Genomic DNA, 24,744 nt, shown 5'->3' with positions numbered 1-24,744 from the left:
TTTCTGCAAATATTTCGCCAAACCGCCCCCACATGGGGCTCAAACCCGCTTGCAGGGCATCCAGATTCGCCCTGCATCAAGACCCATCCTCCCGCTGGCCGGGGATCGTCTCCTCCGGGCGATCTCCCTCCCGGCGGAGATCAGCACGTCGTCGGCCTCAAGGGCATGCCTGCATCGGAATCCTTTTCGAGGCAGACAGGCATTCCCGTTCCCGATGAGGCAATCGGCGCGCTGTCGTTGCGGCAGACGCTACCCCGAACAAATAAAAATTCCCGGAGAGAGGCCCGGTTGGACACCTCTTCGGGAATTTTGATCCGCAGTCTGGAACGGAATTCGAAGTGAGTTGCGGAGACCGCGGGGCAGACCCGCTTTTTCTCTCCTTGTCTCCAGCTTTTTTTCCTCCCCCCCCCTCGAATTGCGCTCCCTGCGCGGGACTACATCTTCTTGCCGACGTTGGTCTTCTTGGCAGCCTTCGGAGCAGCCGTCTTGGCAGCGGCAGCCTTCGGGGCCTTCGGAGCCTTCGGGGCAGCGGCCTTCTTGGTCTCGCCCTCGACTACCGTAGCGTCTTCTACGGCATCGGTCTTCTTCGCAGCGCTCTTGCGCGAACGACGCGTCTTGGGTTTGGCCTCCGTGGCGGCAGCCGGCGTGATGCCCAGCGTATAGGCCTCGTTGAAGTCCACGAACTCGATGATGCACATCTCGGCGGCATCACCCAGACGGAAGCCCGTCTTCAGGATGCGGGTGTAACCTCCCGGACGCTCGGCAATCTTCGGGGCGATCGTACGGAAGAGTTCCGTCACGGCCTCCTTCTGCTTCAGGTACGAGAAAACGATACGGCGCGAGTGGGTCGTGTCCTCCTTCGACTTGGTAACCAGAGGCTCTACGAACATCCGTACGGCCTTGGCCTTGGCAACGGTGGTTTCGATGCGCTTGTGCAGAATCAGCGACGATGCCATGTTCGACAGCAGGGCCTTGCGGTGACCTGCCTGGCGGCCGAGGTGGTTGTAATTCTTATTGTGTCTCATTTAATTAATCTTTGTCAAGTTTGTAGATTGATACGTCCATTCCGAACTTCAGGTTCAGGGAGGCCAACAGCTCGTCAAGCTCCGTAAGCGACTTCTTGCCGAAGTTGCGGAACTTGAGCAGGTCGTTGCGGTTGAGCTTCACCAGGTCGCCCACCGTATCGACGTCGGCTGCCTTCAGACAGTTCAGCGCGCGGACCGAAAGATCCTGGTCCGAAAGCTTCGTCTTCAGCAGCTGGCGCATGTGGAGCACATCCTCGTCGAACTCTTCCGTACCGTTCGTGTCTTCCATGTTGACGGTGATCTTCTCGTCGGAGAAGAGCATGAAGTGCTGGATGAGGATCTTGGCAGCCTCCTTGAGTGCCTCTTTGGGGTGAATCGACCCGTCGGTAGTAATTTCCAAATTCAGCTTCTCGTAGTCGGTCTTCTGCTCGACACGGTAGTTCTCGATCGAGTACTTCACGTTCTTGATCGGCGTGAAGATCGAGTCGATCGGGAGGGTTCCGAACTCGCAGTCGGCAGGCGTGTTCTCCTCGGCCGGAACATAGCCGCGGCCCTTGCCGATCGTGAGCGTCATCTGCATCTTCGTCCCCGGGGCCAGGTGACAGATCACCAGGTCGGGATTCAGAACCTTGAAGAACGACAGGTAATTCGAGATATATCCGGCAGTCAGCTCCGTCACACCCGCAACGTTAATGGACACTTTTTCGGCATCCTGATTATCGACTGTGCGGATAAAACGAACCTGCTTGAGATTGAGGATGATGTTCAACATATCCTCCATCACACCGGGGATAGCGGCAAACTCGTGATCGACACCGGCTACCTTGACAGTCGTGATCGCGTAGCCCTCGAGCGAGGAGAGCAGGATACGACGCAAAGCGTTACCGACAGTCATCCCGAATCCGGGCTCCAGCGGTCGGAATTCGAACTTCCCGAACGACGAAGTGGACTCGAGCATAATAACCTTCTCAGGTTTCTGGAATGCTAATATTGCCATAATTGCGTGAATTTGTTTTGATTACTACTTCGAGTACAACTCGACGATAAGCTGCTCCTTGATGTTCTCGGGGATCTCCTCACGCTCGGGCTTCTGCAGGAACTTGCCGCTCATCGAGGCGTTGTCCCACTCCAGCCACGAGTAGCGGCTCCGCGACGAGCCGGCCAGAGATGCCGTAATTACTTCGAGGCTCTTCGACTTCTCGCGAACCGACACGATGTCTCCCGCACGCAGCGAGTAGGACGGAATGTTGACCACATTGCCGTTGACACAGATGTGACGGTGCGATACGAGCTGACGGGCAGCTGCACGCGTCGGGGCGATACCCAAGCGGTAAACCACGTTGTCCAGACGGCACTCGAGCAGCTTCAGCAGGTTCTCACCCGTGATACCGCCCATGCGGGCAGCCTGCTCGTACGTACGCGAGAACTGCTTCTCCAGCAGTCCGTAGGTGAACTTGGCCTTCTGCTTCTCACTCAACTGCGTGCCGTACTCCGACACCTTTTTGCGCTTGCGCGCCAGACCATGCTGTCCAGGGGGTACATTGCGCTTCTCGAGCACCTTGTCCGCACCATAGATAGCTTCGCCGAAACGACGGGCGATTTTCGATTTAGGTCCTATGTATTTTCCCATTGTTGTGACTATTTAAAGAATCGTGAATTGTTTTCTCCGTAACCGTACCTTATACACGACGACGGTTGGGAGCACGGCAGCCGTTGTGCGGCAGCGGAGTGACGTCGATGATCTCCATCACCTCGATACCGGCACCATGGATCGTACGTACGGCCGACTCACGGCCTGCACCCGGACCCTTGACGTAGACCTTCACCTTGCGCAGACCCATGTCGTAAGCGACCTTGGCGCAATCGGCGGCCGACGTCTGAGCGGCATACGGCGTATTCTTCTTCGAACCACGGAATCCCATCTTACCGGCCGACGACCAGCTGATGACATCACCCACCTCGTTGGTGATGGTGATGATTACGTTGTTGAAAGTGGAGTGTACGTAGGCGTTACCCACGGCACCAACCTTAACAACCTTCTTCTTGACTGTTCCAGTTTTCTTTGCCATAATTCTCTAAAGATTACTTCGTTGCCTTTTTCTTGTTTGCGACGGTCTTCTTGCGGCCCTTGCGGGTACGCGCGTTGTTCTTGGTCGACTGGCCGCGGACCGGAAGGCCCAGACGGTGACGGATGCCGCGATAGCAGCCGATATCCATCAGGCGCTTGATGTTCAACTGAACCATCGAGCGGCACTCGCCCTCGACCTTGATCCCCATCTCGGCGATCTGCGAACGGATGGCGCCGACCTGGTCGTCGGTCCAATCCTGTACTTTGACGTCGTAGCTGATGCCTGCGGCGTCGAGAATCTTGCGAGCCGTAGAACGACCGATACCGTAGATATAGGTCAGGCCGATCTCGCCTCTTTTGTTTTTCGGTAAATCTACACCGACAATACGTGCCATATTGAAATTTTGTCTTTTTTAACTGATTAAACTAACCCTGGCGCATTTTGAACTTGGGATTCTTCTTGCAAATGACGTACAGTTTGCCCTTACGCTTTACAATCTTGCAATCCTCGCTTCTCTTCTTGATGGATGCTTTAACTTTCATTTTTCAAGCGATCTAATTATTTGTACCGGAAGGAAATCCGCCCCTTTGTAAGGTCGTAGGGCGTCATCTCCACTTTAACTTTATCCCCGGGAAGGATCTTGATGTAGTGCATGCGCATCTTTCCGGAGATATGCGCGGTCAGCACATGACCGTTGTCCAGCTCGACGCGGAACATCGCGTTCGAAAGGGCTTCGATAATCGTGCCGTCGCGTTCGATAGCAGCTTGTTTTGCCATAGAGTTTCAGTTGTTAATTGCCTGTTCGATGATACGGAAGTCCGTCAGAACGTCGGGGCCCGACTTGCGGATCGCAACGGCAAACTCGTAGTGAGCCGCCGGTTTGCGGTCGCGCGTGCGGACCGTCCAGCCATCCCGTTCGAATACCACGGCCTTGTTGCCAAGCGTGATCATCGGTTCGATGCAGATGACCATTCCCTCTCGCAGAAGGGGGCCTCTGCCGCGTGCGCCGTAATTGGGGACGCCGGGGTCTTCGTGCATCTTGCGACCCAGTCCGTGTCCCTCCAGTTCGCGCACCACTCCGTAGCCGAAACTTTCGGAGTACTCCTGCACGGCCGCCGACACGTCGCCTACGCGGTTGCCGGCCTTGGCCTGTGCCGTACCTTTATAAAGAGCCTCTTTGGTGACCTCCATGAGCTGTCGTACATCCTCCGACACCTCGCCTACGGCGAACGTATACGCCGAATCACCAACAAACCCCTTCATAAACGTACCACAATCGATCGAAACGATGTCGCCCTCCTTAAGGACGCATTTCGAAGACGGGATACCGTGGACTACCTGCTCGTTGACCGAAATGCACAACGACGCCGGGTATCCTTCGTATCCGAGGAAAGCGGGGACTGCTCCGTGAGCCCGGATGAACTCTTCAGCGATCCGGTCCAACTCCAGGGTCGAGATCCCCGGACGGATGTGACGCCCCACTTCCGCCAGGGTTTTCGACACCAGAATATTGTTTTCGCGGAGCAATTCGATCTCCTCGTCTGTTTTCAAATGAATCATGGACTCTTATGCTTAAAACTCCTCGGAAAAACTCCTAATGACGACCCTGAATACGTCCGGTCTTCATCAGACCATCGTAATGGCGCATCAGCAGGTAGCTCTCGATCTGCTTCAGAGTGTCGAGCACAACGCCCACCATGATCAGCAGCGACGTTCCGCCGTAGAAGTAGGCGAACGACTGCTGGATGCCGAGGAACTTCATGGCCAGGGCCGGCAGAATTGCCACGATGGCCAGGAAGAACGAGCCCGGGAGCGTAATGCGCGTCATGATGGTATCGATGTAGTTCACGGTCTGCTTGCCCGGTTTTACGCCCGGGATAAAGCCGCCGTTGCGCTTCATGTCATCGGCCATCATTTGAGGGTTGATGATGATCGCCGTATAGAAATAGGTGAAGGCGATCACCAGCACTGCCAGCGTAAAGTTGTACCAGAAACCGGTCATCGAGCTGAAGGCAGCCGCAAAGGCCGTTCCGGAGAACAGCGCGGGGATGAACATCAGCGCCTGGGCAAAGATGATCGGCATCACGTTGGCCGCATTCATCTTCAGGGGGATGTACTGACGCACTCCGCCGTACTGTTTGTTACCGACGATACGTTTGGCATACTGTACAGGCACCTTGCGCACGGCCTGTACCAGGGCTATGGTTGCCATGAAGACGAAGAACAGCAGCACCAGCTCGAGAATCAGCATGATGGCGCTGCCCGTAGCGCTCTGGATACGGGCGTTGACCTCGGCCAGCAGGGCGTGAGGCAGACGGGCCACGATACCGATCATGATGATAAGCGAGATGCCGTTGCCGATACCCTTGTCCGTGATCTTTTCGCCGAGCCACATGATGAACATCGTTCCGGCGATCAGAATCGTGGTCGCATAGGCAACAAAGCCGAACGTGTTGCCGTAGACGAACGCCTGCGGAACCTGGTGATACAGGTTGGCAATGTAGGCCGGGCCCTGAAGGATCAGCACGCCGATCGTCAGGAAACGCGTCCACTGGTTCATCTTGCGGCGGCCGCTCTCACCCTCCTTCTGCATCTTCTGGAAATACGGAATCATCATACCCATCAGCTGGATGATGATCGAGGCGGTGATATACGGCATGACTCCGAGTGCAAAGATCGCCGCGTTGCCGAATGCGCCGCCCGAGAATACGTTCAACAGACCCAGAAGTCCGTTGCCTTCAAGCTGGCTGGCATACGCCGATCCCTCGCCCAGGGCATTGGGGTTGATACCCGGAATCACAACGAAACTGCCCAAGCGGTATACAAGCAGCAGCCCGATCGTGTACAGCACACGCTTGCGGAGCTCCTCGATCTTGTAGATGTTCTTGAGCGTTTCTACCAATTTCTTGTTGGTCGCCAGTAGAGCGATCACCACTATAAAGACGATACCAACAACGAGATACTGATTCATAGTTTTGGGTTTCTAAGGTTCTTACAGTTTTTCCACGCTGCCGCCGGCTGCCGTGATGGCTGCCTCGGCGCTCTTCGAGAAGGCGTGGGCCTTGACGGCCAGGGCCTTCGTCAGGGCGCCGTTGCCGAGGATCTTCACCTTGTCGTTCGACGAGATGAAACCTGCGGCGATCAGCGTGTCAACCGTAATCTCCGTGAGCTGCTTCTTGGCAGCCAGGTCCTCCAGGGCGTCAAGGTTGATCGCCTTGAACTCCACGCGCTTGAGGTTCGTGAAACCGAACTTCGGCAGTCGACGCTGCAGCGGCATCTGACCACCCTCGAAGCCGAGCTTGCGCGAGTAGCCCGAACGCGACTGTGCTCCCTTGTGACCACGGGTTGCGGTTCCGCCGTGACCCGATCCGGCACCGCGACCGATTCGTTTGTCGTGATGCGTTGAACCCTTTGCAGGTTTGAGATTATTGAGTTCCATGTTGCTATAAAATCGTTTGCTGAGTTAAACTTATTGCGCAACGACCTCGACCTTCACGAGGTGCTTCACGCGCTCGATCATACCCTTGATGATCACCGAATCGTCGTGCTCGACGCTGGCGTTGATCCGCTTGAGTCCCAGCGCGTCGAGGTTCTTGCACTGACGCTCCGTGGCACCGATGCGGCTTTTGATCTGGGTTATTTTCAGTCTTGCCATTTCTTCTTGAAGAATTAACCGTTAAACACCTGATCCATCGAGATGCCGCGCAGACGGGCGATGCTTGCGGCGTCGCGAAGCTCGCACAGCGCACCGATGGTTGCCTTGACGAGGTTGTGGGGGTTCGACGAGCCCTTGCTCTTGGCCAGCACGTTCTTCACGCCTACCGACTCCAGGACGGCACGCATGGCACCGCCGGCGATGATACCCGTACCGGGAGCGGCCGGACGGATCATCACGAGCGAACCGTCATAGCGGAACTCCTGCTTGTGAGGAATCGTACCGTTAATAACCGGGATCTTGATGAGGTTTTTCTTGGCATCCTCCACGCCTTTGGCGATGGCGGCCTGCACCTCCGAGGCCTTGCCCAGGCCGTAACCTACGACGCCGTCCTCGTTGCCCACGACCACGATGGCCGAGAAGCTGAACGTACGACCACCCTTGGTCACCTTCGTGACACGCTGGATGCTGACGAGACGGTCCTTGAGTTCCAGATCGCTCGTGCGAACTTTCTTTATGTTGGTATTTGCCATGATCGATTAGAATTTAAGACCGGCTTCGCGAGCAGCTTCGGCCAACTGTTTTACTCTTCCGTGATAGAGGTATCCGTTACGGTCGAAAGCAACGGCCGAGATTCCCTTGGCAACGGCACGCTCGGCGGCCAGTTTGCCCACCAGCGACGCGATTTCACACTTGGTTTTTCCGGCAGCGGCCCCGGCAATCTCCTTGTCGAGCGACGATGCCGTGGCGAGCGTTACGCCGGCCTGGTCGTCGATAAACTGCACATAGATCTGCTTGTTGCTGCGGAATACCGTCATACGGGGCTGTTCGGGCGTTCCGCTGACGATCTTGCGGATACGCATCTTGATCCGCGCTCTTCTTTCTATCTTGTTCAGTGACATAATTTCAGACGATTAACTATTTTGCACCAGCGGACTTACCGGCCTTACGACGCAGCTGTTCGCCTACGAACTTGATACCCTTGCCCTTGTAGGGTTCCGGCTTGCGCAGCGAGCGGAGCTTCGCAGCGACCTGACCGATGAGCTGCTTGTCGATCGACTTCAGCGTTACGATCGGGTTACCCTTCTTCTCGGTAACGGCCGTAGCGGTGACCTCCTTCGGGAGCAGGAAGTAGGTATCGTGCGAATAACCGAGGCTCATCTCGAGCACCTGGCCCTTGACTTCGGCCTTGTAGCCCACGCCGACGAGCTCCTGCTTGATCTCATAGCCCTTCGATACGCCGACGACCATATTGTGGATCAGGGCGCGATAGAGGCCATGGAGCGAGCGGTGACGCGGCTGGTTGGTCGGGCGCGATACGAAGACGGCCGGGATTTCCTTGCCGGTGTGGGGATCCGTGTGCGTGCTGACCTCTACCTTGATATCCGAGTCAACCTTCTGACTCAGCGTTCCAAGCGGCCCTTTCACGCTTACCGTATTGTCGGGAGCGACCTCGACGGTTACTCCGGCAGGCAAGTTTACAGGTAATTTACCAATTCTTGACATTGCGTTGATTTTTAATTATTAGTAGATGTAGCACAGCACCTCGCCGCCGACGTTCTCCTTACGTGCCTTGGCGTCGGTCATGATGCCTTTCGAAGTCGAGAGGATGGCGATACCCAGACCGTTCAGTACGCGGGGCATGTCCGAAACCGACGCATACTGGCGCAGACCCGGACGGCTGACGCGCTTAAGGTCCTTGATGGCGTTGGTCTTCGTGGCGGCATCCCACTTCAGTGCGATCTTGATCGAAGGATGGCCCTTCTCATCGGTGTCGAACTTGTAGGCCAGGATGTAGCCCTGCTCGTAGAGGATCTTGGTGATCTCCTGTTTAATTTTTGAACCGGGAGCTTCAACCACCTTGTGGTTGGCTTTCACCGCGTTTCTAATTCTGGTCAGAAAGTCCGCAATAGGATCAGTCATAACGAATAGAAGTTAAAAATTAAATGAATAAAAAGTTTTCAATGTTTTGTGGCTCAGAGAATTGCCATCGGGAAACCGTCCCTTTCTCATTCCCCTTCGCCCACCCCTGGACACGCGTTCGCATACGCACACGAGCGCCCAAAAGCGCGCAAATATACGCATTATTTTCCAAACAGCCAAGATTATCGCCTGATTTTTAGCGTTTTTCCGGGTCCCGCAGGAATACGGAAATGTTAGCACACACAGCGGCTGCTAACATCATCCGTACAGAAATCCTGCTTCGACGACCCGAAAACCGGTCATCGACCACCCCCGCGGCGATCCGACCCGACGGTCGGCCCTCTGCGTGGCACCCGATTCCGGCCTCTTGGTCCGAGGAATCTGTAACCCCAGTGTGCGACTTTCCGTTACGCCCCACATATCGGGAAGTTACCGCTTGTGGCGGCACTTTCCCCGATACTGTGACGTATCTGCATGGGTCGTACACCCCTATTAGCTCCGTCTCCTCCGCGGCTTGCGCCGCACAGGCTCCTCACCTTCCGGAAAGCGGAACCCTTTTCATTGCGCCCGGGCTCACCGACGGGACTCGAGAGGATTGAGGACTTGGGCGGCAACGCCGTCAGCCCATTGCAGGGTCACCACAACTGCACCTCACCGGTACCACTGCAGCCTCTCTACGACACCACTCCGGCACCTCTTCGTGCTCCTTCTCTCGCCCCCTTCTCTCGCCCCCTCCGGCGCCCCTCGGGACTACCAGCTGGCCTTCGTAACGCCCGGGATCAGACCCTTGGATGCCATCTCGCGGAACTGGATACGGCTGATGCCGAACAGACGGATGTATCCTTTGGGACGGCCCGTGATCTTGCAGCGGTTGTGCTGGCGGATGGGGTTGGAGTTGCGCGGCAGCTTCGAAAGGGCCTGCCATGCCTCCTCGTGGTCCATCTCACCGCTCTTTACCTTGGCAGCGATCTCCTCGCGTTTGTGCTGGTAGCGCTTGGCGAGTTTTGCACGCTTTACCTCGCGGGCTTTCATCGATTCTTTTGCCATAGCTTAGTTCTTTTTAGCGTTTTTGAAAGGAAGACCGAACTCACGGAGCAGGGCATAAGCCTCTTCGTCGGTCTTGGCCGTGGTGACGAAGGTGATCTCCATGCCGAAGATCTTCGTGATCTTGTCGATGTCGATCTCCGGGAAGATGATCTGCTCGGTGATGCCGAGGGTGTAGTTGCCCTGGCCGTCGAACTTCTCGTTGATACCCTTGAAGTCGCGGATACGCGGCAGTGCCACGGCGATCAGACGCTCGAGGAACTCGTACATCTTGTTGTCGCGCAGCGTCACGCGTACGCCGATGGGCATACCCTTACGCAGCTTGAAGTTGGAGATATCCTTGCGCGAGTGGGTCTGAACGGCCTTCTGTCCGGCGATCAGCGTCAGCTCGGCCTGAGCCACGTCGATGAGCTTCTTGTCGGCAACGGCCTGGCCCATTCCTTGGTTGATGACGATCTTGACGAGTTTCGGGCACTGCATGACGCTCGTGTAGCCGAACTCCTTCATAAGGGCAGGTTCGATCTGCTCCTTATACTGGGTCTTGAGTGTAGGTACGTAAGCCATTATTTGATCTCCTCCCCTGACTTTTTAGCGAAACGAACTAATTTACCTTTGGAGTCGAGTTTGCGACCAACCTTGGTGGGTTTGCCCGACTTGGGGTCGATCAGCATGAGGTTCGACACGTGAATCGGGGCCTCTTTCTCGACGATACCGCCCTGAGGGTTCTTGGCATTGGGCTTGGTGGCCTTCTTGCAGAGGTTCACACCCTCGACGATTGCGCGCTGCTTGGAGACCTCGACCTTCAGGACTTTACCCTGCTGGCCCTTCGAGTCACCGGCGATAACCTGGACCTGATCCCCTTTCTTAATATGCAATTTCATATTCGAAACAGTTTTTATGATTACAAAACTTCGGGGGCGAGGGAGATGATCTTCATGTACTGGTCACGCAGCTCGCGGGCTACGGGGCCGAAGATACGGGTTCCGCGCATTTCACCCTGGTTGTTGAGCAGCACCACGGCGTTGTCGTCGAAACGAATGTACGAACCGTTGGCACGGCGGATCTCTTTGGTCGTACGCACGACGACGGCCTTGGATACGGCGCCCTTCTTGACGTCACCCGAAGGAGAAGCGCTCTTGACGGCCACCACGATTTTGTCGCCGATCGATGCATAGCGACGCTTCGTACCGCCGAGCACACGGATGCAAAGAACCTCCTTCGCACCGCTGTTGTCGGCTACTACGAGTCTACTTTCCTGTTGTATCATAACTACTTAGCTCTTTCAATGATTTGTACTAATCTCCAACGCTTCGTTTTGCTGAGCGGACGGGTCTCCATGATCCGTACGGTATCGCCCTCCTTGCAGGTTTCATCGAGCGACTCGGCGACGAACTTGGTGGTCTTGTTCACGAACTTGCCGTAGATAGGATGCTTGACCTTACGAGCAACGGCCACTACGATGGTTTTGGCCATTTTGTTGCTGACGACCACTCCGATACGCTCTTTTCTAAGATTTCTTTCCATGGTTCTTACTTATTTGGCGTTTTTTTGACGCAGAATCGTCAGCATGCGAGCTATATCTCTGCGGTTTTTCTTGATGATCGACGAATTCTCGACGGGGGACACGGCATGCTGCACCTTGAGCTTGGCAAGCTGAGCTTTCTCGGCCTCGATGCGCTCCTGCAGGTCCTTGATCGAAATATCCTTGATTTCTGCACTTTTCATGTTGTGTCTCCCTTAAATTGTGGTTTCGACGTAGTCACGCCGTACGATGAACTTGGTGGTGATCGGCAGCTTCTGGGCGCCCAGACGGAGAGCCTCCTGCGCTACGGCCAGGGGCACTCCCTCGGCCTCGAACAGGATGCGGCCCGGCGTTACGGGGGCTACGAATCCTTCCGGATTACCTTTACCTTTACCCATACGTACCTCGGCTGGCTTCTTCGTGATGGGTTTATCGGGGAAGATGCGGATCCAGAGCTGGCCCTCACGCTTCATGCAACGGGTGATGGCCTGACGCGCGGCCTCGATCTGACGACCGGTGATCCACGAGGACTCCAGAGCCTTGATTGCGAACGATCCGTATGCAAGTTGGTTACCTCTTTGAGCGATACCTTTCATACGGCCTTTCTGCATTCTTCTAAATTTGGTCTTTTTCGGCTGTAACATGTTAGTTCTGCTTTAAAAAGGTCCTACTTACTACTGATTGTTGTTGCGACGGTCGCCACCGCGGCGTCCGCGACGGTCACCGCGGCGGTCGCCGCGACGGTCACGACGCTCGCCACGCTCGCCCGACGGAGCCTGGGACGAAGCGCCGGCGATCTCGAACAGGTCGCGCTTGCCATAAACGATACCCTGGCAGATCCATACCTTCACACCGAGGATACCCACCTTCGTGAGGGCTTCGGTCAGGCAGTAGTCGATGTCTGCGCGGAACGTATGCAGCGGAATACGACCCTCCTTGACGGTTTCGGTACGGGCCATCTCGGCGCCGCCCACACGGCCGGCAACCTGAACCTTGATACCTTCGGCACCCATGCGCATCGTCGATGCGACGGCGGTCTTCACGGCGCGGCGGAACGATACACGGCCCTCCAGCTGGCGGGCGATGTTCTGACCCACGATCACGGCGTCAACCTCCGGACGCTTCACCTCGAAGATGTTGATCTGAATCTCCTTGCCGGTGAGCTTCTTGAGCTCCTCCTTGAGTTTGTCGACCTCCTGGCCACCCTTGCCGATGATGATACCCGGGCGGGCCGTCGAAATCGTAACCGTCACGAGTTTGAGCGTACGCTCGATGATGATCTTCGAGATCGACGCCTTGGCCAGACGGACGTTCAGATACTTGCGGATCTTGGCGTCTTCTACGAGTTTGTCGGAGAAGTCCTTGCCGCCGAACCAGTTCGAATCCCAGCCGCGGATGATACCAAGACGATTTGCTATCGGATTAACTTTCTGTCCCATCTGTTTTTACTTGTTTTCAACGGTTTTTTCAACGGTTACCATTTTGTCCACAACGATCGTAACGTGGTTCGAACGCTTGCGGATCCGGTGGGCACGGCCCTGGGGGGCTGCCTGAATACGCTTCAGCATGCGGCCGCCGTCTACGAATACCTCCTTGACGCAGAGTTTCGTATCTTCCAGACGCTCGTTCTCGTTCTTGGCCTCCCAGTTGGCGATAGCCGACTTGAGGAGCTTCTCCATGCGGATCGATGCCTCTTTCTTCGAATAACGCAGGATGCCCAGCGCCTTGTTGATCTCCACACCGCGGATGATGTCGGCCACCAGGCGCATCTTGCGGGGCGAGGTCGGGCAATCACGCATGATGGCGATTGCCTTCTGCTTCTTTTCGGCCTTCAGTTTTTCGGCCATATTTGCTTTTCTTGCACCCATTTTCTACCTATTTTTTCTTGTTACCGGCATGACCACGGAAGTTGCGGGTGGGAGCGAACTCACCGAGCTTGTGCCCTACCATGTTCTCAGTTACGTAGACCGGAATGAATTTGTTTCCGTTGTGGACAGCGATCGTCTGGCCGACGAAGTCGGGAGAGATCATGCTGGCACGCGACCAGGTCTTGATGACCGACTTCTTGTTACCCTCGGCCTGTGCGACCACCTTTGCCTCGAGTTTCGGGTCGATAAACGGTCCTTTTTTTAATGAACGGCTCATTATGTACTCTTATTTAATTATTTTTTCTTCTTGGAAATAATGAACTTCGAAGTGGTCTTCTTCGGGTTACGGGTCTTGTAACCCTTGGCAAGCAGACCCTTGCGCGAACGGGGGTGACCACCGGATGCACGGCCTTCACCACCACCCATCGGGTGATCGACAGGGTTCATAACGACACCACGGTTGCGCGGACGGCGGCCGAGCCAGCGCTCGCGACCGGCCTTGCCCGACTGCTCGAGGCTGTGGTCGAGGTTCGACACGACGCCTACCGTAGCGCGGCAAGTAACGAGTACCATACGAGTCTCGCCCGAAGGCAGCTTGATGATGGCGAATTTGCCCTCACGAGCCAGCAGCTGGGCGTACGAGCCGGCCGAACGTGCCATGGCGGCACCCTGACCGGGGTAGAGTTCGATGTTGTGGATAACGGTTCCCAGAGGAATCTCGCTCAGGAAGAGCGTGTTGCCGACCTCCGGAGCGACACCGGCGCCGCTCATCACGGTCTGACCCACCTGGAGTCCGTTGGGTGCGATGATATAACGCTTCTCTCCGTCGGCGTATACCAGCAGGGCGATACGTGCCGTACGGTTCGGGTCATACTCGATCGATTTTACAGTTGCAGCGATGCCGTCCTTCGCGCGTTTGAAGTCGACGTTACGATACATCTGCTTGTGGCCGCCGCCGATGTAGCGGACGGTCATCTTACCGGCATTGTTACGGCCGCCCGTGCTCTTCTTGGGGCTCAGGAGCGACTTCTCCGGCGTCGACTTGGTGATCTCGTCGAACGTGCCGATAATCTTATGTCTCGTACCTGCGGTTACAGGTTTAAATTTTCTTACTGCCATCTTCGTTAGATATTACTGTAAAAATCGATCTTGTCTCCATCCTTCAAGGTGACAATCGCCTTCTTGAAGTTGTTCGCACGACCTTCGAGCAGACCGGCTTTGGTGTAGCGGCTCTTGAGCTTGCCCATGTAGTTCACGGTGTTGACATCCGTCACCACGACGTTGTACATCTGCTCTACGGCATTGCGGATTTGCAGTTTGTTAGCCCTCACGTCAACGATAAAACCGTAGCGATTCAACTTTTCGCCCTGAATCGTCATTTTCTCGGTCAAAACGGGCTTAATAATAATGTTCATTGTAACTCTTGCGTTTTTAAGCTAACATCGTATTCAATACATTCTCGGCGCCCTCGACCATGACGATTGCCGAAGCGTTCATCACGTCGTACGTGCAGACGTTCTGAGCCAGAACGGGCTTGACGTACGAGAGGTTGCGGCACGAGATCTGGAGATTGGTGTTCGACTCCGGAAGGACGAGCAGCACCTTCTTGTCGTCGACCTTCAGCGCCTCGGCAAGTGCCACGACGGTTTTGGTCTTCGGGGCATCGAGCTGGATGTTCTCGACCACGCAGATCACGCCGGCCTGGGCCTTGTACGTAAGGGCGCTGCGACGGGCCAGCTGCTTGAGCTTCTTGTTGAGCTTGAAGCGGTAGTCGCGGGGCTGCGGACCGAATACACGGCCGCCTCCCGGGAAGAGCGGCGAAAGGATGCTGCCGCAACGGGCACCGCCGGTACCCTTCTGACGCTTCAGCTTGCGCGTCGAACCGGCTACTTCGTTACGCTGCTTGGCTTTGTGCGTACCCTGACGCTGATCGGCCAGATACTGCTTTACGTCGAGGTAGATTGCGTGGTCATTAGCCTCCACGCCGAAAACGGCATCCGAAAGGACTACCTTACGACCCGTTTCTTGACCCTGGGTGTTCAATACAGCTAATTCCATACTACTTCTCAATCGTTAAATAAGCACCTTTGGCTCCCGGAATCGAACCCTTCACGAGGATCAGGTTGCTCTCGGGAATAACTTTCAAAACTTTCAGGTTCAGAACCTTGACCTGCTCGCCGCCCATCTGTCCGGGGAGACGCTTGCCCTTGAATACGCGCGAAGGGTAAGACGATGCACCCAGCGAACCGGGTTTGCGCTGACGGTTGTGCTGGCCGTGAGTCTGGCCGCCGACGCCGCCGAAGCCGTGGCGTTTCACAACGCCCTGGAAGCCTTTACCTTTCGAGATCCCGGTCACGTCGACCCAGTCTTCCTCCGAGAAGAGGTCTACGGTCAGCGTGTCGCCGAGTGCCACTTCGGGCATCCCCTTGAACTCTGCGAGCTTGCGCTTGGGGGTCGTGCCGGCCTTCTTGAAGTGGCCTAACAGACTGCTGGTGGTGTGCTTTTCACTTTTCTCGTCATAGGCAATCTGAACCGCCTCGTAGGAGTCCTTCTCGACGGTTTTGATTTGCGTAACAACGCACGGACCAGCCTCAATGACAGTGCATGGTATGTTCTTACCCTCGGCACTGTAAACGGAAGTCATTCCGATTTTCTTTCCAATAAGTCCTGACATTTGTTGTCAATTGTTTGTTATAAATGTGTAAAGTGAAGTTTTCTTCAGGCCATCGGTCTCTTGCGGGACCGTTTTTTCGGGTGGGCCTCCGACCGATCCGTCCGACCGGCCGGAGGCGTCCGAAATGGCTCTCTATGGAAGAGGCGCTCCCATCATCCGGCCGCTTCAACCGGGCCCAGCCCCGTTGTCACCATGCCGGAGAGCTCACCTCACCTCCCCGCCGGATCAGACCTTGATCTCGACCTCGACACCCGAAGGAAGCTCGAGTTTCATCAGCGCGTCGATCGTCTTGGGGGTCGACGAGTAGATGTCGAGAATCCGCTTGAAGGTGCAGAGCTGGAACTGCTCGCGGGCCTTCTTGTTGACGAACGTCGAGCGGTTGACCGTAAAAATCTGCTTGTGCGTGGGAAGGGGCACCGGGCCGCTGACAACGGCGCCCGTGCTCTTCACGGTCTTAACGATCTTTTCGGCCGACTTGTCGACCAGATTGTGATCGAACGACTTTAACTTGATTCTAATCTTCTGGTTCATATCGTTTGCTTATTCTATATCCTTACGTTTACCGCTTGCTTTCTCGATGATCTCCTTGGCGAGGTTGGCAGGTACCTCCTCGAAGTGCGAGAACTCCATCGACGAGGTTGCGCGACCCGACGAGATCGTACGCAGTACCGTTACGTAACCGAACATCTCGGCCAGAGGCACCTTGGCCTTTACGACGCGGGCCGGGCCCTTGGTCTCCATGCCGGTGATCTGACCGCGGCGCTTGTTCAGGTCGCCGATGATATCACCCATGTTCTCCTCGGGGGTTACAACCTCGACCGTCATCACGGGCTCGAGGATGACGGAACCGGCCTTCGGAGCGGCGTTGCGGTAACCGTTGCGGGCAGCAATTTCGAACGACAGCTGATCGGAGTCGACGGGGTGGAACGAACCGTCAAGCAGCGTCACCTTCATCGAGTCCATCGGATAGCCGGCCAGAGCGCCGTTGGCCATTGCAGCCTCGAAGCCCTTCTGAACCGAAGGAATGAACTCCTTGGGGATGTTTCCGCCCTTGACCTGATCGACGAACTCCAGACCCATCTTGCCTTCGCTGGCGGGACCGATCTCGAAGATGATGTCGGCGAACTTACCACGACCACCGGTCTGCTTCTTGAAGACTTCGCGGTGCTGGATCGTCTTGGTAAGAGCCTCCTTGTAGTTCACCTGCGGAGCACCCTGGTTGATCTCCACACCGAACTCGCGGCGCAGACGGTCGACGATGATGTCCAGGTGAAGCTCACCCATACCGCTGATCACGGTCTGCCCCGAATCTTCGTCGGTGTGTACCGTGAAGGTAGGATCCTCCTCGGCCAGCTTGGCCAGGGCGATGCCCAGTTTGTCGAGATCCTTCTGGGTCTTGGGCTCTACGGCCAGACCGATCACCGGCTCGGGGAAGGTCATCTGCTCCAGAACGATCGGGGCGTTCTCGGCGCAGAGCGTATCGCCCGTGCGGATCTCCTTGAAGCCGACGGCGGCGCAGATGTCACCGGCGCTGACGCTCTCCATGGGGTTCTGCTTGTTGGCGTGCATCTGGTAGATACGGCTGATACGCTCGCGCTTGCCGCTGCGGGAGTTGAGCACGTAGGAACCGGCATCGAGTTTACCCGAGTATACGCGTACGAAGGCCAGACGACCTACGAACGGGTCGGTAGCGATCTTGAAGGCCAGACCGCAGAACGGCTCGTCCTCCGAAGCGTGGCGGACCTCCTCCTCGTCGGTCTTGGGGTTGATTCCGTGTACGGGGGGCACGTCCAGCGGCGAGGGCAGGAAGGCCATCACGTAGTCGAGCAGCTTCTGCACGCCCTTGTTGTGGAACGACGAGCCGCAGAGCATCGGCACGAGCTGCATGGAGATCGTAGCCTTACGGATGGCGGCCAGCAGTTCATCGGGGGTGATCGAATCGGGATCCTCGAAGAACTTCTCCATCAGGGCGTCGTCCGTCGAGGCGACCTCCTCGATGAGTTTGGCGCGCCACTCGGCGGCCTCGGCCTTCATCGACTCGGGGATCTCGCGGATCTCGAAGTTGTCGCGCACGGTCTTGTCGTCGAAGTAGTAGATCGCGTTATTATAAATAAGGTCTACCAGACCCTCGAACTTGTCCTCGGCACCGATGGGGAGGACAACCGGGAGAGCCGTAGCACCGAAGTGCTGCTTGATCTGGGCGCATACCGAGAAGAAGTCGGCACCCGTACGGTCCATCTTGTTGACGTAGCCGATACGGGGAACGTGATACTTGTCGGCCTGGTGCCATACGGTCTCGGACTGGGGCTCCACGCCACCCACGGCGCAGAACGTGGCGATAGCGCCATCCAGCACGCGGAGCGAACGCTCCACCTCGACGGTGAAGTCGACGTGTCCCGGGGTATCGATCAGGTTGATCTGATACTGGTGGTCCTTGTAGTGCCAGAAGGCCGTCGTGGCGGCCGAGGTGATGGTGATACCGCGCTCCTGCTCCTGGACCATCCAGTCCATGGTGGCGCCACCCTCGTGAACCTCGCCGATCTTGTGGGTCTTACCCGTGTAGAAAAGGATTCGCTCGGACGTCGTGGTCTTACCGGCATCGATGTGGGCCATGATACCGATATTACGCGTATAATGTAAGTCTCTGGTTGCCATTTCTGATTACCTTGTTTAGAATCTGAAGTGAGCGAATGCCTTGTTGGCCTCGGCCATGCGGTGCATCTCCTCCTTGCGTTTGAAGGCGGCACCCTGCTGGTTGTAGGCGTCCATGATCTCTGCTGCGAGCTTATCAGCCATCGTCTTGCCGGCGCGCTTGCGGGAATAGAGGACAAGGTTTTTCATGGAAATAGAAATCTTGCGCTCCGGACGAACCTCCATAGGAACCTGGAACGTTGCGCCACCGATACGCTTCGATTTCACTTCGACTTGGGGCGTGATGTTCTCCAGGGCCTGTTTCCAGATTTCCAGCGGAGATTTATCAGCATCCTTCATCTTCTTGCCGACGATTTCGAGCGAGTCGTAGAAAATCGTGTAGGCAATACTCTTCTTACCATCCAGCATGAGGTTGTTCACGAAACGGGTCACGGCCACGTCTCCGAACTTCGGATCCGGAAGTAGAATTCGCTTTCTTGGCTTAGCTTTTCTCATTGCTATAAATGTTGTCTAAAGATTTTTTCTCAAGTGAGAGTTTCGGAGGATTACTTGCCTGCCTTGGGGCGTTTTGCACCGTACTTCGAGCGACGCTGGCGACGTCCGTCCACACCGGCCGAGTCGAGAGCTCCGCGAACCAGGTGGTAACGTACACCCGGGAGGTCCTTCACACGTCCGCCGCGAACCAGCACGATCGAGTGCTCCTGCAGGTTGTGGCCTTCGCCGGGGATGTAGGCGTTGACCTCCTTGCCGTTGGTCAGACGCACACGAGCCACCTTACGCATAGCCGAGTTAGGCTTCTTGGGGGTCGTGGTGTACACACGCGTGCAGACGCCACGGCGCTGGGGACAAGCGGCCAGGGCCGGGGACTTCGATTTGTCCTCGAGCGACAGACGACCGTTTCTCACTAACTGTTGAATAGTTGGCATTGTAAAAACTGTCCTTTAATGGTTAAAAAATTCTATCTCCATTGTCCAAAATGGACTGCAAAGGTACGCATTTTTTTGGAAATACAATATATAAGCCCATCTTTTTTGGCCTTTTTTCAGGAATTTGCGCCTTTTGCAATTCTTTTTACTGATCGTTTTTATAAAACTATATGAAATTACTTATACACATTCCCATAATCCCCTGTTCATCATCCGCTTATACGCTGCGCGCGAAATCCCGTGAACAGAGCCCGGCAAACCGGGGAAATCACACGCCATCCGCACCCAAACCGCCGGAAATCTTGCAGAATCCAGCCGAAAAACCTATATTTGTCAACAACAAACACTCCGACACATCCGCAAAGAAAACCCTAATAGCTCAACTTCATGAAAAACACAATCTTACTGCTATCCCTGGCCGTGCTGGCCACAGGGTGCGACAGGGGGGGGGACGCTGACCCTCAACCCGTAACGTTCGAAAACACGGTTTTCGAAAACTATTGTGCGAGCCAGTACGACACCAACGGCGACGGAGTGTTCACGACCGACGAAGCCGCCTCGGTGAAAGAGTTGACCCTCGACGCCAACACGGACAAAACACTCTCGGGCATCAACTCGCTGGCCGGAATCGAGTATTTCACCGGGCTGGAGAAGCTCTCCTGCACCATGTGCGAATTCACGTCGGTCGACCTGAGCCGCAACACCCGGCTGAAAGACCTGGCCCTGATGTACGGAAAACTGACAGCGCTCGACGTGAGCTGTCTCCCCGAGTTGGAGACCCTCAACTGCAACAACAACGCCCTGACGTCGATCGACCTGTCCCACAATCCGAAACTGCGGTCTCTCTTCGTGCAGGGCAACCGGCTCACAGCCCTCGACGTAGGCCACAACCCGGAACTCGAACTCCTCTACATCAACATGATGCCGAACTTCACCAACCAGATCGAGACGCTCGACGTAACGAAGAACCCGAAACTTACACAACTCTTCGCCATCCAGATGACCTCGCTGAAAGAGTTGCGCATGTTGCAGGCCCACAAGGACGCCAACATCTTGATGTCGGTCCCCGAAACGACCCAGATCATTTACGAATAGTCCGAATCCCGATCCGATACACCTACGACCGATCCGACAGACCGATCCGCGACGCAGCCATCCGGCTGCGTTTTTTTACGTTTACGATTGCCGCCCGCTCTTCGCCCGACATCCGCAGCCGGAAAAGAGGGTCGGCACGGACTTTGCTCCCTTGCCCGGGAGTGCGGGGCCGAACGCCCCTCACCGGAACCACGACCGGAAACCAATTGCGACAAAACAATGAAACAGACCATGCTCACACTCTTCACCCCGCTGCTGGCGCTTCTGCTTTGCGGCACGGCTTGCAGTTCGGACGATTCGAACGCCGGCACTCCGAACCCGACTCCGACCCCTCCGGCTCCGCAACCGACCTCCTACGACATCTACACGGCCGGCTACAAACGGGTCGACTCGAAGGCTGCAGCCACCGTCTGGAAAAACGGCCAGGAGCTCTACGCGCTGACCGACGGCACGTCGAATGCCTGGGCCCATGCCCTCTGTGTCGACAACGGAACCCTCTACACGGCCGGCTACGAGGAGCAGACCGACGGACACGTCGTCGCCTGCCTGTGGGAGAACGGGACGCTGAAATACACGCTCGGCGCCTCCGGCAGCAACTCCTACGCCATGGCCGTGGCCGTATCGGACGGCGACGTCTATGCGGCCGGCAGCACGACCGTCGACGGCTCGCTGACAGCCACCGTCTGGAAAAACGGCTCGGTGCTGTACACCTATTCGGTCACTCCGGCCTCGTCGCAGGCCCGGACGCTGCTGCTCGCGGGATCAGACCTCTATGCGGCCGGAAATCTGCTGACGGGCGGCACGCAGCAGGTCGGGCAGATCTGGCTGAACGGCGACGCCTACGAAACGCTGACCGACGGCACCACACCGGGCGATGTCCGGGGGCTCTTCCTGGCGGGCGGGACGCTCTATGCCGCCGGATCGAAGGGCGAGGAGGCTGTCGTCTGGAAGAACGGCAAACTGCTCTACACGCTGACCGACGGTTCGTCGTCGGCCGAGGCAATGTCGCTGTGGATGACCGACGGGGAGCTCTACACGGTCGGCTACTACACGAAACCGGACTTCGAGGAGCAGGGCGTCGTCTGGAAGAACGGCACACAGCTCTACACCCTTTCGGACGGCACCTCCTCGGGCAGCATGCCCTACGCCGTGGCGGCCTGGGGCGACGATCTCTTCACGGCCGGGACGCTCTTCGGCAGCAGCCGCCACGCCGTCGTCTGGAAGGGCAGCGATCTTCTCTATACATTGGGACGCGGCGAGGCCTACGCGATGTACGTCGTGCCGCACTACGAAAGCGACGAAACGACCGGCGCGGAGGACTCGGGCGACACTTCCGGCAACAACTGAGCGGGCGGCAGTATCGCCCCACCGGTCCGGGCAGCCCGACTGCAACAAAACCGTTACAGCCGCACCGCGCTGCCCGCCGATCCGACGGATCCGGCAGATCCGGACCGGGAGCCGGCCCCGCACGGCAGAACAAACCGCCGCACACAACCCCGTCCATGCAAAGAATCCCCAAAAAGGGTTCAATCTGAAAAACTTTCCGTAAATCTGTATAAGAAATATATATCATTGAAATCAAGTGAGTTAGAAGAATTACCTCGTTTTCGGGTAATGAGTAGGCAACCGTCCTGATTGCCGTGGTCTGCATCGCTTTGCTTGTTTTGGTAACTCTTACGGATGCAAAGGTATAAAAAATATTCAGTCTGGAAGAAGTATTCCCAATATTATTTCAGCCTGAATGGGCATCCACTCTCTTATGCCGTTTTTGGCTTGAGGCAATTTACGAGCAGGGAAGCCACGGTAAAGGCAACTCCTACCACTACCACACCTGTCCATCCATAATGTTGCCAAGACAGACCAGAAACGAATGTACCGGCAGAACCGCCCAAGAAATAAATGGTCATATAAACGGTATTGACACGATTGATGGCAGATGCATCGAGGGCAACCACGCTTGTCTGATTAGACAAATGAATGCATTGCATTCCCGCATCAATCAAAAGAATGGCGACTACCATCCACAAGTAGCTGTCATTCAAAGAAAATGCCAGCAGCCATGCAGCCAAGATAACGCATCCTCCGACAATAGAGAAGAACCTTGCACCGTACTTTTGGATATAACCGCTAATGAATACAACCGTAGATGCACCTGCCAATCCACACAAACCGAGTGCCCCGATAATATCGTCACTCGCAAAGAAAGGCTCTTGTTTCATCCGGAAAGCAAGGCAACTCCACAAAGCGAAGAACGAACCATAAGCCAATGCCGCCCTTAACGAAGCGATACGCAAATACGGGTATTTGTAGAACAGGCGCAACAGGGATCTCATCAGCTCCATATAATTTCCTTGTGAACGGGCAGACAGAACGGGAAGCATCTCGTAAATCATAAGAAAGCATCCGAGCATAAACACGCAAGCTACCAAATAGACGGAACGCCATCCCCATACATCAGCGAGAAAGCCACTGAACACCCGTGAGCCGAGAATGCCTATGAGCAAACAGGATTGTATAATGCCCACATTGCGCACCTTGTGTGCAGGTGCCGAATGGTAAGACACCAACGGGATGAAAAACTGCGGCATAACCGAAGATGCACCGGCAAGCAAGGATGCGCCCCACACCCAATAGATGTTCGGGGCAAGGGCGATGGCAAGCAATGCACACATGGAAACGAAATAATTGGTCAATATCAGCTTCTTTCGTGAAACCAAGTCGCCAAGCGGAATTACAAACACAAGTCCAGCCACATAGCCTATCTGGGTCAATGTCGCTACCATACTGGCAGAAAAGTCGTTTACTGTAAAGTCTTTTGCCATGCTGCCCAACAAAGGCTGGTTGTAGTAGCAGTTGGCAACGGAAAGTCCGGTAGCGGCTGCCATCAAAGCCAGCAGAGGTGCCGGAATGCCTTGGTTCTCCCTCAATTCATACTTCATCGGTCGCCTCCTTTCAGTATGAAACAACTTTCAATCCTATCAAAGACGCTATAAGCGTGAACAGAAAGAAAAGCCGGATGGGAGTGGCAGGCTCCTTGAAAACGAATATCCCTATCAAGACTGTACCTACTGCTCCGATGCCTGTCCAAATGGCGTATGCTGTCCCAAGTGGCAAAGTCTGTACCGCCTTGGCAAGCAAGGACATGCTCAGTACGGTGGAGACAAGGAAACCGCTCCCCCACAGATAAAACTCGACTCCTGACGCCGCTTTTGTCTTTCCCAAACAGAATGTAAGACTTATCTCAAACAATCCTGCCAATAATAAAATTATCCAATTCATATCTATGATTTATTAAAATTCGGGCGCAAAGGTAAACAAGTAATTCCTTATAACTTTTTGCATTTGGCAAAAACGTATTTTGCATTTGACAAAAAACAGCCGTTCATTCCCGTTTCTGTGTACTATTTCATAATTTTGCACACTGATAACAATAAATTATGGATATTGAGCAAATCATCAACCTGAGATATGCCATGCCGGACGCGTCTTTGGACAGGTTGCGGCAATGCCTGACGGAAGTTTCGTACCCCAAAGGATTCCGAGTGTTGGAAAGCGGAAAAGTGGAGAAAGACATTTTTTTCATCAAACAAGGCATTGTTCGCGCCTACACTTCGGTAGAGGGGAAAGAAATTACTTTTTGGGTCGGCAAAGAAGGGGCGACTCTCGTTTCCATGAAAGGCTATGTAAATGACGAGCCGGGATATGAAACGATGGAGCTGATGGAGGATTCAGTCCTGTATGTATTGGAAAGAAAAAAACTGAAAAAATTGTTTTCAGAAGACTTGCACATCGCCAATTGGGGGCGGCGTTATGCGGAGATGGAATTGCTTGCCACCGAGGAACGGCTGATTTCCATGTTGTCCGCCATCGCTTCGGAACGGTATAAGGAGTTGTTAGAGAAAGAACCTGACTTGTTGCAACGGTTACCATTGGGAAGTATCGCAACCTATTTAGGTGTCACACAAGCGAGCTTGAGCAGGATTAGAGCACAAATAAAGTGACGTTTCAACAAACTGGGGGACAGCAAACGGTTTTAGTCTGCCCAAAACACAAACTTGCTACCATTGAAAACAGAGTTCAGGCTTTGGAGTAACTCATCTGCCTTTGGGTTACCCAAAGGACAACTTGCTATCCTCCCGTTGGCATTGTTTATAATCCCATGCCCTTGCCTCTCCTAAGCGGCTCGACAGTCCTCCTGATGGACGAAAACAGCCTGCCAAACTGCTTCTTGAACCATTCCCCAATCGGTTGCCCGTTGATGGCAAGTGCAAGTTTAGACCTGTCTTTCGGG

Annotated in this window: 38 protein-coding genes; 3 read left to right on the top strand and 35 right to left on the bottom strand. The window is 55.4% G+C overall.

Translation table 11 applies throughout. The annotated features are described in order from the left end of the window. Positions 1-434: 434 nt before the first annotated feature. The 33 genes from rplQ to rpsL all read right to left on the bottom strand — a co-directional run bounded on the left by rplQ (position 435) and on the right by rpsL (position 19,358). Positions 435-1,025 carry a 50S ribosomal protein L17 gene (gene rplQ / locus B5E60_RS09540; RefSeq protein WP_087311272.1) on the bottom strand — a complete coding sequence of 197 codons (591 nt, stop codon included), beginning with the start codon at positions 1,023-1,025 and terminating at the stop codon, positions 435-437. A gap of 4 nt (positions 1,026-1,029) precedes the next feature. Beyond that, complete coding sequence (locus B5E60_RS09535) at positions 1,030-2,022, bottom strand: DNA-directed RNA polymerase subunit alpha (RefSeq protein WP_087311271.1); 993 nt, start codon at positions 2,020-2,022, stop codon at positions 1,030-1,032. 24 nt (positions 2,023-2,046) lie between these two features. Then, complete coding sequence (gene rpsD, locus B5E60_RS09530; RefSeq protein WP_087311270.1) at positions 2,047-2,655, bottom strand: 30S ribosomal protein S4; 609 nt, start codon at positions 2,653-2,655, stop codon at positions 2,047-2,049. 49 nt (positions 2,656-2,704) lie between these two features. After that, a complete protein-coding gene (gene rpsK, locus B5E60_RS09525; RefSeq protein ID WP_022307380.1) occupies positions 2,705-3,094 on the bottom strand; it encodes a 30S ribosomal protein S11 in 390 nt (129 codons plus the stop codon). Between the two features lie 13 nt (positions 3,095-3,107). After that, entirely contained in the window at positions 3,108-3,488 is a 381-nt protein-coding gene (rpsM, locus tag B5E60_RS09520; protein WP_087311269.1) for a 30S ribosomal protein S13, read from the bottom strand. A 31-nt stretch (positions 3,489-3,519) separates the two neighbouring features. Continuing rightward, positions 3,520-3,636, bottom strand: a complete 117-nt coding sequence (gene ykgO, locus B5E60_RS09515) for a type B 50S ribosomal protein L36 (protein ID WP_010262443.1) — start codon at positions 3,634-3,636, stop codon at positions 3,520-3,522. Positions 3,637-3,652: 16 nt separating this feature from the next. Continuing rightward, on the bottom strand, positions 3,653-3,871 hold the full coding sequence (gene infA / locus B5E60_RS09510; RefSeq protein ID WP_009597667.1) for a translation initiation factor IF-1: 219 nt from the start codon (positions 3,869-3,871) through the stop codon (positions 3,653-3,655). A gap of 6 nt (positions 3,872-3,877) precedes the next feature. After that, positions 3,878-4,654, bottom strand: coding sequence for a type I methionyl aminopeptidase (gene map / locus B5E60_RS09505; RefSeq protein WP_087311268.1), 777 nt, complete (start codon positions 4,652-4,654; stop codon positions 3,878-3,880). Between the two features lie 34 nt (positions 4,655-4,688). Further along, entirely contained in the window at positions 4,689-6,065 is a 1,377-nt protein-coding gene (gene secY / locus B5E60_RS09500; protein ID WP_087311267.1) for a preprotein translocase subunit SecY, read from the bottom strand. A gap of 21 nt (positions 6,066-6,086) precedes the next feature. Next, a complete protein-coding gene (rplO, locus tag B5E60_RS09495) occupies positions 6,087-6,533 on the bottom strand; it encodes a 50S ribosomal protein L15 (RefSeq protein WP_087311266.1) in 447 nt (148 codons plus the stop codon). 30 nt (positions 6,534-6,563) lie between these two features. Continuing rightward, positions 6,564-6,749 (bottom strand): 50S ribosomal protein L30, encoded by a 186-nt coding sequence (rpmD, locus tag B5E60_RS09490; RefSeq protein WP_087311265.1) that lies wholly within the window; start codon positions 6,747-6,749, stop codon positions 6,564-6,566. A gap of 14 nt (positions 6,750-6,763) precedes the next feature. Continuing rightward, positions 6,764-7,282 carry a 30S ribosomal protein S5 gene (gene rpsE, locus B5E60_RS09485; protein WP_087263398.1) on the bottom strand — a complete coding sequence of 173 codons (519 nt, stop codon included), beginning with the start codon at positions 7,280-7,282 and terminating at the stop codon, positions 6,764-6,766. A 6-nt stretch (positions 7,283-7,288) separates the two neighbouring features. Beyond that, entirely contained in the window at positions 7,289-7,651 is a 363-nt protein-coding gene (rplR, locus tag B5E60_RS09480) for a 50S ribosomal protein L18 (RefSeq protein WP_087311264.1), read from the bottom strand. 16 nt (positions 7,652-7,667) lie between these two features. Continuing rightward, on the bottom strand, positions 7,668-8,255 hold the full coding sequence (gene rplF / locus B5E60_RS09475) for a 50S ribosomal protein L6 (protein ID WP_087311263.1): 588 nt from the start codon (positions 8,253-8,255) through the stop codon (positions 7,668-7,670). A gap of 18 nt (positions 8,256-8,273) precedes the next feature. After that, a complete protein-coding gene (rpsH, locus tag B5E60_RS09470; protein WP_087311262.1) occupies positions 8,274-8,672 on the bottom strand; it encodes a 30S ribosomal protein S8 in 399 nt (132 codons plus the stop codon). 750 nt (positions 8,673-9,422) lie between these two features. After that, complete coding sequence (gene rpsN / locus B5E60_RS09465) at positions 9,423-9,719, bottom strand: 30S ribosomal protein S14 (protein ID WP_162608259.1); 297 nt, start codon at positions 9,717-9,719, stop codon at positions 9,423-9,425. Between the two features lie 3 nt (positions 9,720-9,722). After that, positions 9,723-10,280: a 50S ribosomal protein L5 gene (gene rplE, locus B5E60_RS09460; protein ID WP_087311261.1), complete on the bottom strand. Its 558-nt coding sequence runs from the start codon at positions 10,278-10,280 to the stop codon at positions 9,723-9,725. Continuing rightward, entirely contained in the window at positions 10,280-10,597 is a 318-nt protein-coding gene (rplX, locus tag B5E60_RS09455; protein ID WP_087263393.1) for a 50S ribosomal protein L24, read from the bottom strand. Before rplX ends, rplE begins: the two co-directional genes overlap by 1 nt. A 20-nt stretch (positions 10,598-10,617) precedes the next feature. Beyond that, on the bottom strand, positions 10,618-10,983 hold the full coding sequence (gene rplN, locus B5E60_RS09450; protein WP_087311260.1) for a 50S ribosomal protein L14: 366 nt from the start codon (positions 10,981-10,983) through the stop codon (positions 10,618-10,620). 2 nt (positions 10,984-10,985) lie between these two features. Beyond that, positions 10,986-11,240 carry a 30S ribosomal protein S17 gene (gene rpsQ, locus B5E60_RS09445; protein WP_087311259.1) on the bottom strand — a complete coding sequence of 85 codons (255 nt, stop codon included), beginning with the start codon at positions 11,238-11,240 and terminating at the stop codon, positions 10,986-10,988. 9 nt (positions 11,241-11,249) lie between these two features. Continuing rightward, the gene (gene rpmC / locus B5E60_RS09440; protein ID WP_087311258.1) at positions 11,250-11,441 is read right to left on the bottom strand and encodes a 50S ribosomal protein L29; all 192 of its coding nucleotides are present in this window, start codon (positions 11,439-11,441) and stop codon (positions 11,250-11,252) included. A 12-nt stretch (positions 11,442-11,453) separates the two neighbouring features. Continuing rightward, complete coding sequence (gene rplP, locus B5E60_RS09435; protein ID WP_087311257.1) at positions 11,454-11,882, bottom strand: 50S ribosomal protein L16; 429 nt, start codon at positions 11,880-11,882, stop codon at positions 11,454-11,456. Positions 11,883-11,912: 30 nt separating this feature from the next. Beyond that, a complete protein-coding gene (rpsC, locus tag B5E60_RS09430) occupies positions 11,913-12,677 on the bottom strand; it encodes a 30S ribosomal protein S3 (RefSeq protein WP_087311256.1) in 765 nt (254 codons plus the stop codon). A 6-nt stretch (positions 12,678-12,683) separates the two neighbouring features. Then, positions 12,684-13,106 (bottom strand): 50S ribosomal protein L22, encoded by a 423-nt coding sequence (rplV, locus tag B5E60_RS09425; protein WP_087311255.1) that lies wholly within the window; start codon positions 13,104-13,106, stop codon positions 12,684-12,686. Positions 13,107-13,113: 7 nt separating this feature from the next. Further along, positions 13,114-13,383 (bottom strand): 30S ribosomal protein S19, encoded by a 270-nt coding sequence (rpsS, locus tag B5E60_RS09420; protein WP_009597568.1) that lies wholly within the window; start codon positions 13,381-13,383, stop codon positions 13,114-13,116. 17 nt (positions 13,384-13,400) lie between these two features. Further along, positions 13,401-14,225, bottom strand: a complete 825-nt coding sequence (gene rplB, locus B5E60_RS09415; RefSeq protein ID WP_087311254.1) for a 50S ribosomal protein L2 — start codon at positions 14,223-14,225, stop codon at positions 13,401-13,403. A 5-nt stretch (positions 14,226-14,230) separates the two neighbouring features. Further along, the gene (gene rplW / locus B5E60_RS09410; RefSeq protein WP_087263386.1) at positions 14,231-14,521 is read right to left on the bottom strand and encodes a 50S ribosomal protein L23; all 291 of its coding nucleotides are present in this window, start codon (positions 14,519-14,521) and stop codon (positions 14,231-14,233) included. A gap of 16 nt (positions 14,522-14,537) precedes the next feature. Continuing rightward, positions 14,538-15,164 (bottom strand): 50S ribosomal protein L4, encoded by a 627-nt coding sequence (gene rplD, locus B5E60_RS09405; RefSeq protein ID WP_087311253.1) that lies wholly within the window; start codon positions 15,162-15,164, stop codon positions 14,538-14,540. A gap of 1 nt (position 15,165) precedes the next feature. Next, positions 15,166-15,780: a 50S ribosomal protein L3 gene (gene rplC, locus B5E60_RS09400; protein ID WP_087311252.1), complete on the bottom strand. Its 615-nt coding sequence runs from the start codon at positions 15,778-15,780 to the stop codon at positions 15,166-15,168. Between the two features lie 225 nt (positions 15,781-16,005). Beyond that, complete coding sequence (gene rpsJ / locus B5E60_RS09395) at positions 16,006-16,311, bottom strand: 30S ribosomal protein S10 (RefSeq protein WP_004329464.1); 306 nt, start codon at positions 16,309-16,311, stop codon at positions 16,006-16,008. Positions 16,312-16,320: 9 nt separating this feature from the next. Beyond that, complete coding sequence (gene fusA, locus B5E60_RS09390; protein WP_087311251.1) at positions 16,321-18,435, bottom strand: elongation factor G; 2,115 nt, start codon at positions 18,433-18,435, stop codon at positions 16,321-16,323. Positions 18,436-18,450: 15 nt separating this feature from the next. After that, complete coding sequence (gene rpsG, locus B5E60_RS09385; protein ID WP_087311250.1) at positions 18,451-18,927, bottom strand: 30S ribosomal protein S7; 477 nt, start codon at positions 18,925-18,927, stop codon at positions 18,451-18,453. 50 nt (positions 18,928-18,977) lie between these two features. Beyond that, positions 18,978-19,358: a 30S ribosomal protein S12 gene (rpsL, locus tag B5E60_RS09380; protein WP_087311249.1), complete on the bottom strand. Its 381-nt coding sequence runs from the start codon at positions 19,356-19,358 to the stop codon at positions 18,978-18,980. A gap of 387 nt (positions 19,359-19,745) precedes the next feature. Between rpsL and B5E60_RS09375 the strand changes: the two genes are divergently transcribed. Together B5E60_RS09375 and B5E60_RS09370 are read left to right on the top strand one after the other, a co-directional pair. Beyond that, positions 19,746-20,453: a leucine-rich repeat domain-containing protein gene (locus B5E60_RS09375; RefSeq protein WP_143260726.1), complete on the top strand. Its 708-nt coding sequence runs from the start codon at positions 19,746-19,748 to the stop codon at positions 20,451-20,453. Between the two features lie 219 nt (positions 20,454-20,672). Beyond that, positions 20,673-21,800, top strand: a complete 1,128-nt coding sequence (locus tag B5E60_RS09370; RefSeq protein WP_087311247.1) for a hypothetical protein — start codon at positions 20,673-20,675, stop codon at positions 21,798-21,800. Between the two features lie 410 nt (positions 21,801-22,210). Here B5E60_RS09370 and B5E60_RS09365 read toward each other — a convergent pair whose 3' ends face one another. Both B5E60_RS09365 and B5E60_RS09360 read right to left on the bottom strand, forming a co-directional pair. Then, a complete protein-coding gene (locus B5E60_RS09365; protein WP_087311246.1) occupies positions 22,211-23,392 on the bottom strand; it encodes an MFS transporter in 1,182 nt (393 codons plus the stop codon). Positions 23,393-23,405: 13 nt separating this feature from the next. After that, positions 23,406-23,732, bottom strand: coding sequence for a DMT family transporter (locus B5E60_RS09360; protein WP_087311245.1), 327 nt, complete (start codon positions 23,730-23,732; stop codon positions 23,406-23,408). Positions 23,733-23,890: 158 nt separating this feature from the next. Here B5E60_RS09360 and B5E60_RS09355 point away from each other — a divergent pair, with 158 nt between their 5' ends. Beyond that, entirely contained in the window at positions 23,891-24,454 is a 564-nt protein-coding gene (locus B5E60_RS09355) for a Crp/Fnr family transcriptional regulator (protein WP_087311244.1), read from the top strand. Positions 24,455-24,744 lie beyond the last annotated feature (290 nt).

It is taken from the genome of Alistipes sp. An116 (assembly GCF_002161005.1).
In the GTDB taxonomy this organism is placed as follows: Bacteria; Bacteroidota; Bacteroidia; order Bacteroidales; family Rikenellaceae; genus Alistipes; species Alistipes megaguti.
This window is presented reverse-complemented; position numbering and strand designations above follow the sequence as displayed.